At 60.7% G+C, this 12,418-nt stretch carries 9 protein-coding genes; 4 read left to right on the forward strand and 5 right to left on the reverse strand.

Annotation, left to right across the window (positions count from 1 at the left end; genetic code table 11):
* Positions 1 to 369 precede the first annotated feature (369 nt).
* Complete coding sequence (gene larA, locus DXC52_RS00125; protein ID WP_117745662.1) at positions 370 to 1,647, forward strand: nickel-dependent lactate racemase; 1,278 nt, start codon at positions 370 to 372, stop codon at positions 1,645 to 1,647.
* A 49-nt stretch (positions 1,648 to 1,696) separates the two neighbouring features.
* Positions 1,697 to 2,428 carry a D/L-lactic acid transporter LarD gene (gene larD / locus DXC52_RS00130; protein ID WP_117745663.1) on the forward strand — a complete coding sequence of 244 codons (732 nt, stop codon included), beginning with the start codon at positions 1,697 to 1,699 and terminating at the stop codon, positions 2,426 to 2,428.
* A 303-nt stretch (positions 2,429 to 2,731) separates the two neighbouring features.
* Here larD and DXC52_RS00135 read toward each other — a convergent pair whose 3' ends face one another.
* The 4 genes from DXC52_RS00135 to serB form a co-directional block, all read right to left on the reverse strand.
* On the reverse strand, positions 2,732 to 3,271 hold the full coding sequence (locus tag DXC52_RS00135; RefSeq protein WP_117745664.1) for a TetR/AcrR family transcriptional regulator: 540 nt from the start codon (positions 3,269 to 3,271) through the stop codon (positions 2,732 to 2,734).
* Positions 3,272 to 3,273: 2 nt separating this feature from the next.
* On the reverse strand, positions 3,274 to 4,185 hold the full coding sequence (locus tag DXC52_RS00140; protein WP_117745665.1) for a LarC family nickel insertion protein: 912 nt from the start codon (positions 4,183 to 4,185) through the stop codon (positions 3,274 to 3,276).
* A gap of 10 nt (positions 4,186 to 4,195) precedes the next feature.
* Positions 4,196 to 4,978 carry a nickel pincer cofactor biosynthesis protein LarB gene (larB, locus tag DXC52_RS00145; RefSeq protein WP_117745666.1) on the reverse strand — a complete coding sequence of 261 codons (783 nt, stop codon included), beginning with the start codon at positions 4,976 to 4,978 and terminating at the stop codon, positions 4,196 to 4,198.
* A gap of 114 nt (positions 4,979 to 5,092) precedes the next feature.
* The gene (serB, locus tag DXC52_RS00150) at positions 5,093 to 5,728 is read right to left on the reverse strand and encodes a phosphoserine phosphatase SerB (RefSeq protein WP_117745667.1); all 636 of its coding nucleotides are present in this window, start codon (positions 5,726 to 5,728) and stop codon (positions 5,093 to 5,095) included.
* Between the two features lie 256 nt (positions 5,729 to 5,984).
* Between serB and aspS the strand changes: the two genes are divergently transcribed.
* Positions 5,985 to 7,772, forward strand: coding sequence for an aspartate--tRNA ligase (gene aspS / locus DXC52_RS00155; RefSeq protein ID WP_117745668.1), 1,788 nt, complete (start codon positions 5,985 to 5,987; stop codon positions 7,770 to 7,772).
* A 242-nt stretch (positions 7,773 to 8,014) separates the two neighbouring features.
* On the opposite strand, the gene DXC52_RS00160 is transcribed toward aspS, so the two are convergent.
* The gene (locus DXC52_RS00160; protein WP_117745669.1) at positions 8,015 to 9,031 is read right to left on the reverse strand and encodes a LacI family DNA-binding transcriptional regulator; all 1,017 of its coding nucleotides are present in this window, start codon (positions 9,029 to 9,031) and stop codon (positions 8,015 to 8,017) included.
* Between the two features lie 376 nt (positions 9,032 to 9,407).
* Here DXC52_RS00160 and DXC52_RS00165 point away from each other — a divergent pair, with 376 nt between their 5' ends.
* Positions 9,408 to 12,416, forward strand: a complete 3,009-nt coding sequence (locus DXC52_RS00165; RefSeq protein WP_117745670.1) for a glycoside hydrolase family 2 TIM barrel-domain containing protein — start codon at positions 9,408 to 9,410, stop codon at positions 12,414 to 12,416.
* Positions 12,417 to 12,418: the final 2 nt, after the last annotated feature.

Raw genomic sequence — 12,418 nt, forward strand, 5'->3', positions numbered from 1 at the left:
GGGCTTCTTGCGTCCTGCGGAGTGTGCCTAAAAGTAAACTGATGGCGGGCCCTACGATGTCCGGTCTTCGGGGATTAAAGCTGAAGGGAATAATGGCGCGCTACGCGCGTTTTGGATGGGGTCTGTCCCGGCGGCGCGTTTGGCGCTTCGCGCCTCGCGTCTTATCGATCGGGATTGAGATGCATTTGGCGCTTCTGGCCTTACGACTGTAGCGGCCGCGGTCCCGTTTGGGGTCGTGGCCGTTTTGCTGTGGGTCAAATATGAACGTTGTGTTAATGAGTCGGTGGACGGTGGTGTTTTTCGGTGAGCGGCGTATCCTTCCAACGGTTTATCTAGTGTGTCAGTTGAAAAGGAAGAGGGCGCTCGTCATTGTTTGAATGTGAACTGCCGTTTGACCACAAGACGTTGCATCTGGAGCTCGAGGATAAGAACTTCGCGGGTGTGATGGAAGGTCATCAAAACGAGTTTAAGACCACGAAATCGCAGGAAGAGCTGGTAGAGGAGTCGCTTGCCAACCCTTATGGCTCGCCGTCGCTCGAGGAGCTTTGTGCTGGCAAGAAGGATATCGTCATCATTAGCTCCGACCATACGCGCCCCGTTCCATCGCGTGTGACGATGCCTATTCTGCTGCATCATATCCATACTGCTGCACCCGAGGCTCGTGTGCGTATTTTGGTTGCTACGGGTATGCATCGTCCGTCGACGCATGAGGAGCTCGTCAACAAGTACGGCGAGGAGATTGTTGCCAACGAGGAAATCGTTATGCACGTCGCGACTGATGACAGCATGATGAAAAAGATCGGCACCCTGCCTTCTGGTGGCGAGTGCATCATCAACAAGATTGCCGCCGATTGCGATCTGCTGCTTGCCGAGGGCTTTATTGAGCCGCACTTCTTTGCTGGTTTCTCTGGTAGCCGCAAGTCCGTCCTGCCTGGTATCGCCAGCTACAAGACCATCATGTACAACCATAACGGTCAGTTTGTGAATGATTCCCACTCGCGTGCCGGCAACCTGTGCCACAACCACGTGAGCGAGGACATGTTTGCCGCTGCCGAGATGGCTCACCTTGCCTTTGTGCTCAACGTGGTGCTCAACGGCAAGCACGAGGTCATCGGCTCCTTTGCCGGCGATATCCACAAGGCGCACGAGGCTGGCTGCGAGTTCGTGAAGAGCCTTGCCGGCGTTGAGCCCGTCGAGTGCGAGATTGCCATCACCACCAACGGCGGCTACCCGCTCGACCAGAACATCTACCAGGCCGTGAAGGGCATGTGCTCTGCCGAGGCCACGCTTCCCGAGGGCGGCGTGATTATCGATGTCGCCGGTTGTGCCGACGGTCACGGTGGCGAGGGCTTCTATCACAACATCGCCGACAACGATCCTGCGGAGTTTGAGCGCGCCTGCATCGACCGTCCTAAGGACGAGACCCTGCCCGACCAGTGGACGAGCCAGATCTTTGCCCGCATCCTGGCGCATCACCCCGTGATCATGGTTACCGACCTGTGCGATCACCAGATGATCAAGGATATGCACATGACGCCGGTCAACACTCTCGATGAGGCGCTCAAGCTCGCCTTTGAGATGAAGGGTGCCGATGCCAAGGTGGCCGTCATTCCCGATGGCCTGGGCGTTGTCGTCGCTCAGCACTAGTACGCGGCCTAAACGAATCGTTTATAACCGACAAGAAAGATAAGGTTTTATGCTTACCAAACTCCTCTGCGAATTCGGCGCAACGGCCCTCATGATCATCTTTGGCGTGGGCGTGCACTGCGATACCGTGCTTAAGGGCACCAAGTATCAGGGCTCCGGCCACATGTTTGCCATCACCACCTGGTCTTTTGGCATCTCGGTCGCCTTGTTTATCTTTGGCGGCGCCGTGTGCATGAACCCCGCCATGGTGCTTGCCCAGTGCATCGTCGGCTTGGTGCCGTGGAGCAGCTGCATCCCCTTCATGATTGCCGATATGCTCGGCGGCTTTGTGGGCGCCGTAATCGCTTGGCTTATGTATGCCGATGAGTTCAAGGCTTCCGAGGGCGTCGTCGACCCCATTGCTCAGCGCAACATCTTCTCGACCAACCCCACCACCGAGGGCACGAACTATGCCCGTAACTTCTTCTGCGAGGCCATCTGCACCTTCGTGTTCATCAGCGCCATCCTTGCTGCTGCTAGCCGCGCCGGCGAGAACGTTCTGATGCTCGCTATCTGCGTCGGTCTGATCGTTTGGGCCGTCGGCATGGGCATGGGCGGCATCACCGGCTTCGCCATGAACCAGGCTCGTGACCTTGGTCCTCGCATGGCCTATCAGGTGCTGCCGATCAAGAACAAGGCCGATAACAACTGGAAGTACGGCCTGCTCGTTCCTGGCATCGCGCCGTTTGTCGGTGCCGCTCTGGCCGCGCTGTTTGTGCATGGTTTCTTGGGCATGTTCTAGTCTGAGGCTACATAGGTTGTCCGCTGTCCGCATGGGGTAACTTCCCAGCGCGTCCTCGGACATGCAAAAAGGCTCGCTGCGCACTTTGTGCGGCGAGCCTTTTTGCGTCCTGCGGAGTGCGCTGGGAAGTTACCCCATGCGGACAGCTGCGGGGTCTTTGTTGCGTTCGTACAAGCAACCCAACATATATATCTGAATTTGGATGGGAGGGGCTTGTTGCTGGTAGGGGCGTTGGGCTGCTGTCGACACTTTGGGATGCGTGGCGGCTTGGGTTGGGACGATGCTTTGGGATGAGCTTCTTACTTAGTTGAAGAGGGGCTTTGTGGCTGAGAGGTAGTCTTTGGCTACTTCGGCCTTATCTGCTTGAAAGTTGTGCCAGGCCCACCATTGGACCATTCCTACGAAGCTTGAGGCTATGTGGTGCAGTAGAAAGCTGCGGTCCATGGTGGCGGCGGGGCCGTTTGGGTCGGTAGGGATGGTTTCGGCTGCGCGCGACATGATGGTCTTGCGTAAGCAGTCGGCGAAGACGCGTGAGCCGGCGCCGGCTACGAGGGCGCGTACGCCCTGACGACGATCCCAGAGGTTGTTGAGGATATGCTCGACTTGCACGAGTGGGTCGTCGAGCGGCGTGCCATCGTCGTCGAGGGCGTGGGTGCAGATGTCGCTCACGAGCTCGGACAGTAGGTCGTCTTTGCTCTTAAAGAGGCCGTAGAATGTCGCGCGGCCTACGTGAGCGCGCACGATGATGTCGCCGACGGTGATCTTGCCGTAGTCCTCTTCGCGTAGGAGTTCGGAGAACGCCGCGACGATGGCGGCGCGGCTTTTTGTCTTGCGGGCGTCCATGGCTATGCGTCCGCGTGAACAAGCAGGCAGCGGAGCGTACCGGAGCAACCCTCGTAGGGGCGTTTGCCGGCGCCGTAGCCGACGGCTTTGATGCGGTAGCGTGAGGGCAGTTGGTCGGACGTGCGCAGAGCAGTGACGATGGCGGCGCCCGTGGGCGTCACGAGCTCGCCGGCGACCGGTGCGGGCGTGAGAGCGATATTGCCTGCTTGGCATAGGTTGATGACGGCGGGCACCGGGATGGGCATAAGGCCGTGGGCGCAGCGGATGGTGCCGTGGCCCTCGGAAAGCGACTCGACCACGATGTCCTCAATACCCAGGTCATCGAGGCAGATAGCGACAGAGCAGACGTCGACGATGGAGTCGACGGCGCCTACCTCGTGAAACAGGACGGTCTCGGGCGTTTTGCCGTGAGCTTTAGCCTCGGCGGCGGCGAGTGCGGTAAAAATGGCGAGCGCGCGACGCTTGGCGCCATCGCTTAGCTGCGAGCCGTCGATGATGGCGGTGACGTCCGCCAAAGAACGATGGTGATGGTGGTGGGCGTGATGATGGCCCTCGTGGCCATGGCCGTGGGCCTCATGGTCATGGTCGTGTGTGTGCTCGTGTTCGTGCTCGCCATGGCCATGATGGTGATGCTCGTGCGTGTGCTCGACAGCTGTTTCGTTGCCGTAGAGCCAGGCCATATCGTGGTCGTGGTTCTCGAGTCCCTCTGCAAGCTGGACGTCGAAATCGCAGGCGTCGATGCCATGCTTGTTTGCACGCGTGACGGCGATCGTAAAGCCGTCGACCGGCAGTGTGGCGAGCTGTTCGCGCAGGTGCTCCTCGCTGGCACCCAGATCGAGCAGGGCCGCGACGGTCATATCGCCGCTGATGCCTGAGGTGCCGTCGATGATAAGCGTGTGCTGATGATTGGACATGGAATGCTCCTTAGCGGGCGCGGGGTGTGCCGGCGCTCAGATGATTGATAAGACTTGCCTGGTAGGCGGCGCCAAAGCCGTTGTCGATATTGACGACCGAAACGCCGCTGGCACAGGAGTTGAGCATGGCGAGCAGTGCAGCTACGCCACCAAAACTTGCGCCGTAGCCAACGCTGGTGGGAACGGCGATGACCGGACAGCTCACCAGACCGCCGATAACGCTCGCCAGCGCGCCCTCCATGCCGGCGATGGCGATGACCACCTGCGCCTGGGCAAGTTCCTCGGCATGCGCGAGCAGGCGGTGCAGGCCGGCGACACCTACGTCGTAGAGGCGGTCGACCTCGTTGCCATAGAACTCGGCCGTCAACGCGGCTTCTTCGGCGACGGGTAAGTCGCTCGTGCCGGCGCAGGCGACGACGATGCGTCCGTTGCCGGTAGGGGAGGGCTTGCCGCCCACGAGGGCGAGCTGTGCGTCCGGGACATATCCCAGGTCGATGCCGTTGTCGAGGAGCTCCGAGGTACGGGCTGCTTTTTCGGCATCCAGGCGCGTGACCAGGATGCGCTCCTGGCCGGCATCGCGCAGCGCTTCGATAATGGCGGCAATTTGCTCGGCGGTTTTACCGGCACCGTAGACAACCTCGCCGGCTCCCTGGCGCACTCCGCGCGAAAGATCGAGCTGTGCAAAACCCAGATCGGCGGTTGGCGCCGTTTGGATGCGCGTGAGGGCGGCTGCCGGGGTGACTGCTCCGCCGGCAACATCGCTCAGCAATTGCTCAAGATCTTGCTTATCCATCTATGTTCCCTTCGACGGCGCAAAGTCTAGCACTCAAAGGGTATGTTTCCGAACACTAAGACAAAATTGTTCGGAAACTATAGGACAGACTGATTCAATTGTTAGACGGATCGACTAGTCACGCAGGATGATGTCCATGGCGAGCATCAGGTTGCGCTCGTCGATGGCAAACGGGGCGGCCTCGCGCGTCTTGGGCTTGGCGCAAAACGCGATGCCCGTGCCCGCGGCCTGAATCATGGGGATGTCGTTGGCGCCGTCGCCGATCGCGACGGTATGGGCCATATCGACGCCGCACTCAACTGCCCAATCCAGCAGCTGGATAAGTTTGGACTCCTTGGTCACAATGTCGGCCGCCAACTTACCGGTGAGCTTGCCGTCTACGACCTCCAGACGATTGGCCAGGCAAAAATCGATGCCCGCAGCGGCCACGATCTTATCGGCGACCTCGTGAAAGCCGCCGCTTACCACGCCGACCTTCCAGCCCTTGCTGTGCGCCGAGCGCACAAGCTCCAGCGCGCCGGGGGTAAACGTCACGCGCTTAAAGGTGCGCTCGAACACACTCTCGTCCAAGCCGGCAAGCAGCCCCACGCGCTCCTCGAGCGCCTGCTTAAAGTCGAGCTCGCCGCGCATGGCGCGCTCAGTAATCTTCGCCACTTGCTCGCCTACGCCGGCCTCCTCGCCCAACAGGTCGATGACCTCCTGGTTGATGAGCGTGGAGTCGATATCCATAACGATGAGGCGTGCAGTCATGACGGGCCTTTCCAAGTGCTGTTTTATTGGGGCATATTGTCGCACGCCGTGCGCCTGGGCGACGGCCACGGCGCATCAATTGTTTCGTCTCCGTCAAGTCTTTGGGCAGGAGCTACTTTTCCGTGGCGCATCGACACAGGTGCGATAAGATAGAACGCCATGTCTGGCTGCGCGGTTTACGCAGGCTGGGCAAATCTGTACGACGCCGCCCGGAACGACACGGGGCGGCACAGATCCATAAAGGAGGATCACTGGTATGAGCCAGACCCGTCCCATCGATGAGCATTCCATGCACACCCGTACCTGCGGCGAGCTTCGCTTCGAGAACGTGGGCGAAGAGGTCACCCTCACCGGTTGGGTGAGCCGTCGCCGCGACCACGGCGGCCTTATTTTCTGCGACCTTCGCGACCGCGAGGGCATCACGCAGCTCACCTTCGACCCCGAGCACTCCGACGGCGACGCCTTTAAGATTGCCGAGACCATGCGTCCCGAGTGGCCTATCAAGATCCACGGCGTCGTGCGCTCCCGTGGCGAGGAGACCACCAACGCCAAGCTCGCGACCGGCGAGATCGAGGTCCTGACCGACCACGCCGAGGTGCTCAACACTTCCGTCACCCCGCCGTTCCAGATCGAGGACGGCATCGAGACCAGCGAGGACACCCGTCTGCGCTATCGCTATCTGGACCTCCGTCGTCCCGAGATGATGGCAAACCTCAAGCTGCGCTCCGACTTTACCTTTGCCATTCGCGAGGCGCTGCACAACCGTGAGTTCATGGAGGTCGAGACGCCCTCCCTGTTCAAGTCCACGCCCGAGGGCGCCCGCGACTTCATCGTCCCCAGCCGCATCCAGCCGGGCAACTTCTACGCTCTACCGCAGTCCCCGCAGCTTCTGAAGCAGCTGCTCATGGTCGGTGGCGTCGAGCGCTACTACCAGGTTGCCAAGTGCTTCCGCGACGAGGACCTGCGTGCCGACCGTCAGCCGGAGTTCACCCAGGTCGATATCGAGATGTCTTTCGTGGACCAGAACGATGTCATGAGCGCACTCGAAGAGGTTCTTGCCGATGCCTTCGGCCGCATGGGTGTCGAGATGCCCACGCCGCTGCGTCGCATGAACTACTGGGATGCCATGGACACCTATGGCTCCGACAAGCCCGATACCCGCTATGGCATGCACCTGGTCGACCTGACCGACATCTTTGCCAACTCCAAGTTCAAGGTCTTCGCGACCGCCGCAAATGAGGAGGGCTCTGTCGTCAAGGCCATCAACGCCAAGGGCGCCGGTGCCTGGGCACGTGCCAAGATCGATAAGCTCGCCGGCGTGGCCTCCACGTTTGGCGCCAAGGGCCTGGCCTGGATCGCCTTCCGCGAGGACGGCTCCATCAACAGCCCCATCGTCAAGTTCTTCTCGGACGAGGAGATGGCGGCTCTGCGCGAGCGCATGGACGTCGAGCCCGGCGACCTTGTGATGTTCGCCGCCGGCCCGCGCCTGCTCTCCGACGAGATCCTGGGCGGCATGCGTTCGCACATGGCCAATGCGCTCGAGATCAAGCGCGAGGGTCACGACTTCCTGTGGGTCGTCAACTTCCCGCTGTTCCATTGGGACGAGGACCGCAAGGCCTATGCTGCCGAGCACCAACCCTTTACCCTGCCGACCGAGACCGACATCGCCAAGATCGAGGCCGACCCGTTGGCAGCCGGTTCGTGCACCTACGACTTTGTCATGGACGGCTTTGAGGCCGGCGGCGGCGGCATGCGTATCCACAACGCCGAGATGCAGATGTCCATGCTTAAGCTTCTGGGCTTTACCGAGGAGCGCGCCGAGTCTCAGTTTGGCTTCCTCATGGAGGCCCTCAAGTTTGGTGCACCCCCGATGGGCGGTTTCGCTCTGGGCCTGGACCGCGTGTGCATGCTGCTCACCGGCTCCGATTCCATCCGCGACGTCATGGCGTTCCCCAAGACGGCCAGCGGCTCCGACCTCATGTCGGGCGCCCCGAGTGCCGTTAGCGGCGCCCAGCTCAAGGACGTCAGCCTGCGCCTGATGTAGGCAAGCGGCTACATATTGCTTGCAACGAGGGAAGGACGTGTGCTTTCCCTCGTTTTTTATATGCCGAGGTTGCGAGGGCATAGGGTGACCGGACGTCGCGGAAACTGCGACCCAGAATCCAGCCAAATAACGGGTCGCACTTTCCGGTTGAGCTTCTGGCGGAAAGTACATCCCAGAATCGGCGTTCGGAATGGGCCGGGCTTTCCGCTAAAGCAGCCTAGCGGAAAGCCCGGCCCAGTTTCCTACAGTGAGTCTCTCTGAACGAGCTGCATGTGCATGACGGTGGTGGTGGGTACGGCGCCATTGATCATATCGAGCGCAATGCCTGCGGCCATGCGGCCTTCCTCGCGAAGCGGCTGACGAATGGTCGTCAACGCGGGGACGCTGCGAGCTGCGACCTCGTGGTCATCGAAGCCCACGACCGAAATGTCTTTGGGTACGCTAATTCCTGCTTCGTTGAATGCGGCGATAACGCCGGTTGCGATACGGTCCGATCCGCATAGCACGCCGTCGGCATGTATTTCGCGCGCGAGCAACCGCCGCGTGGCTTGGTAGCCGTCTCCGCTGCTCCATCCGGTATAGATGACATTTTCATCCGGAAGGCTTTCGCCCAAAATTGCACGGTAGCCGCGAAGGCGGTCGATGACGGCGGGGTTATCCTGCGGTCCCAACACGGCGACGATATCTTTGCGCCCGCGTTCCTTCATAGCGAGCGCCGCAAAGCGTCCGCCCTCTTCGTCGTCGGAGTAGACCGTCGAGAACACGTCGCGATAGGGATGGCCCTCGAGCTGGCCGCATAACACAGTGGGTACGCCCAGCTCGCGCAGCACCTCGAGCAGCTCACTGCCCTTGTAGGGCGAGACGTCGATGACGGCGTCAAACGAGCGGCGCTCAAAATGCTCGCGTGCGCGGTTGCGCTCATGCGAGGAAGATGCCTGCAAGATCACGGGCAAGTAAGACGACTCCGAAAGTTCCTCGGTAATGCCGCTTAAAAACTCACTGTAGGTGGGATCGCTAAACAGCTCGCTCAAAGGCTCGGTAACCAGTACGGCGATAATTTCCGTGCGTCCGACGGCGAGCGCCCGGCCGCGTGCGTTGGGAACGAAGTTAACCTTTTTCGCCGCTGCGCGGACGCGCTTTTTAGTTTCCTCGCTAATGCGGGGGGAGTCGTTGAGGGCACGCGATGCCGTGGAGCGCGAAACACCGGCAGCTTCAGCAACCTCGGCAAGCGTGGGTGCGGTGCGTGCTGGTTGGGTCATGGCGTCTCCTGTGCAATTGGGTCGGTGGGCTATCGATAAAGGCTAATGCGGATACAGATTACTATAGCGCGCGTGAACGGCGTCCATGGTATCCGGTGGCCGGTGTCGTTTTGCAATCAAACTGCGACTGAGCACGGCATGTATGGGCGAGACATAGGCAGGCGCGACAGTTGCCTGTGAGTTCAAGAACGATGCCCCGTGCTGTGCACCTAAGCTTAGGGTGACATAAGTAGCGTGGTTGTACAACCGGTTGCACCGTTAATCCGACAAAATCGACCGTTCGGCGGACAACCGGTTGCACAGATTTTTGTACCGCCCGTAAGATAAGGACAACCGGTTGCACAAAGAAGCACTACGATGACGAAGGAGCATCACCATGGACGCCATTAACGATTGGGAAAACCAAGCGCTCACCCACAGGAACCGCCTGGCACCCCATGCGTACTTTATGGGTTATGAGACCGCCGATCTCGCCGCTACGTACAGCCGCGAGCTGTCGCGCGGATTTGTCCAGCTGTCCGGCTCGTGGCAGTTCCGCCTTTTTGAGGGCCCCGCGGCCGTCTCCAACGAAGCACTTTGCACGTACGAGCCCGAGTGGGATCACGTGGAGGTTCCGCACCTGTGGCAGGTAGACGGCTATGGCAACCTTGCCTACACCGACGAGGGTTTTCCGTTCCCGGTGGATCAGCCGTTCGTTCCCTCCGACGACCCTACGGGCGTCTACCAGCGCATCGTCAAACTTCCCGCCGTGCCTGCCGGCGCTCGCGAGATTATTCGCTTCGACGGTATCGAGAGCTACGGCGAGCTGTATGTCAACGGCAAGTTTATCGGCATGACCAAGGGTTCGCGCCTGTCCGCCGAGTTTGACGTGACCGACGCGCTCGTCGAGGGCGACAACCTGTTTGCGGTCAAGGTTCTGCAGTACAGCGATGGTAGCTACATCGAGGACCAGGACATGTGGTGGGCATCGGGCATCTTCCGCGATGTGTACCTCATGCAGCGTCCCGCCGCGCATCTGGTCGACTTTAGGTTCCGCACGCACCGCGAGGGCGATGCCGCTCTGATCACGCTCGATACGGTTGCCGAGGGCGCAAGTCGCGTCGTGTATACGCTCAGCGATGGCCAGAATGTGGTCGCTACGGGCGAGTGCGTCGACGGCCATGCCGAGTGCAGCGTTGCCGATGCCCACTTCTGGAACCCCGAGGACCCCTTCCTCTATGACCTTACGCTTGAGGTCTACGACGGCGACGAGGTCAGCGAGTACGTTCCGCATCGCCAAGGCCTTGCCGAGGTGACGGTCGAGGGCAATCATATCTACCTCAACGGCACCTACTTTAAGATGCATGGCGTCAACCGCCACGACCACGACGATCACAAGGGCCGCGCCGTGGGTCTCGAGCGCATGCGCCGCGACCTGGAGCTCATGAAGCAGCACAACATCAACGCGGTGCGCACGTCCCACTACGCCAACGATCCGCGCTTCTACGAGCTGTGCGACGAGTACGGCATCATGCTGGTCGCCGAGACCGATATGGAGAGCCACGGCTTCGAGAATATCGGCAATATCGCCCTGGTCACCGACGACCCTGCCTGGGAGCCGGCTTACGTTGACCGTGTTGAGCGCCTGGTGATGCAGGAACGCAACCACGCGTGCATCATCATGTGGTCGATGGGCAACGAGAGCGGCTATGGCTGCAACATCCGCGCGATGTACGCCAAAGCTCACGAGCTCGACGGTCGTCCGGTCCACTACGAGGAGGATCGCAACGCCGATACCGTCGACGTCATTTCCACCATGTACTCCCGCGTGTCGCAGATGAACGACTTTGGCGAGCATCCGTTCCCCAAGCCGCGCATCAACTGCGAGTACGGCCACTCCATGGGTAATGGTCCCGGAGGCCTGTCCGAGTACCAGGAGGTCTTCGATCGCTGGGATTGCATCCAAGGCCAGTTTATTTGGGAATGGTGCGACCACGGTTTGGCTGCTGTGACCGAGGACGGCGTTGCCTACGACATGTATGGCGGCGACAACGGCGATTACCCCAACAACAGCAACTTCTGCATCGACGGCATGGTGTTCCCCTGGCAGCAGCCGAGCCCGGGCCTTACCGAGTACGGCCAGGTCATCTGCCCGGTTCGCATGGCCTACGATGCCGAGGCGGGCGAGCTGACCGTCACCAACAAGCGTTGGTTTACCACCCTCGAGGATGTCTGCCTGTCGGCGGAGACCCTGGTGGACGGCGACGTGGTCTGCCGCAAGACGCTCATGCCCGGTGCGGTTGCCCCCGGCGAGTCCGTCCAGCTTCCGCTGGTGATTCGCGAGGCCGCAGTGGGCGAGACCCTGCTGACCGTGCACGCCTACACCATGGCGGCTCACGCCTGGTGCGAGTCGATGTTCCAACTGGGTGCAAGCCAGTTTGCCATCGCAAACCATCCGGCGCCGGCAATTGCCGCCCCCACTCGTCCTGAGCTTACGGTCGAGGAGACCGAGCAGGAGATTCGCATTCGCTCCCTCAACGGCGAGCTGACCTTCAGCAAGGTCAACGGTACCGTGAGCGAGTGGAAGGCATCCGGTCGCGACGTCATGACCTCCGGTCCCCAGGTTGGTTTTTGGCATCCGCTCGTCGATAACCACGCTCAGGAGTACGACTCCCTGTGGAAGGATAACTTCATCGATGTGATGCAGACGTCTACCCGCAATGTTTCTTGGAAGCAGGACGGCAATGCGGTCGTCGTTACCGTGAGCCAGCGTATCGCTCCTCCCGTCCGCGCGTTCGGCATGCGCGTCGAGCTCGTCTATACCGTGCTTCCGAGTGGCCGCGTCGACCTCAAGGTTTCCGGCGAGCCCTACGGCGACTATTCGGACATTATCCCGCGCATCGGCATCTCCTTCGAGGTCCCCGGTTGTGATCGTGCCGTCGAGTGGTATGGCCACGGCCCGGGCGAGAACTATCCGGACTCGCTGCGCGCCAACCCGGTCGGTCATTACCGCACTACGGTCGACGACATGTTCACGCCCTACGTTATGCCCCAGGACTGCGCCAACCGCGAGGGTACCCGCTGGGTCGCCCTGCGCTCCAGCCACGGTGACGGTCTGGTCGTGACGCGTCCGAGCGACGCCGCTTCCAATCCGTTCTCGTTCTCCGCATGGCCCTATAGCTGCGAGGCTATCGATAATGCCAAGCATGTCTACGATCTTGTCCCGGGCGACACGGTTACGGTCAACATCAACGACCAGCTGCTCGGCCTTGGCTCGAACTCTTGGGGTTCCGAGGTGCTCGATTCCTATCGCACCCGTTTTGAGAGCTTCAGCTTTGAGGTGTCCCTGCGACCGCTGACGTCTGCCGATCTGGCTCAGGCGCTGGCACCCATTAAGGAGGCATAAGT

Origin of the sequence: Collinsella sp. TF05-9AC, from assembly GCF_003438495.1 — a bacterium.
GTDB lineage: Bacteria > Actinomycetota > Coriobacteriia > Coriobacteriales > Coriobacteriaceae > Collinsella.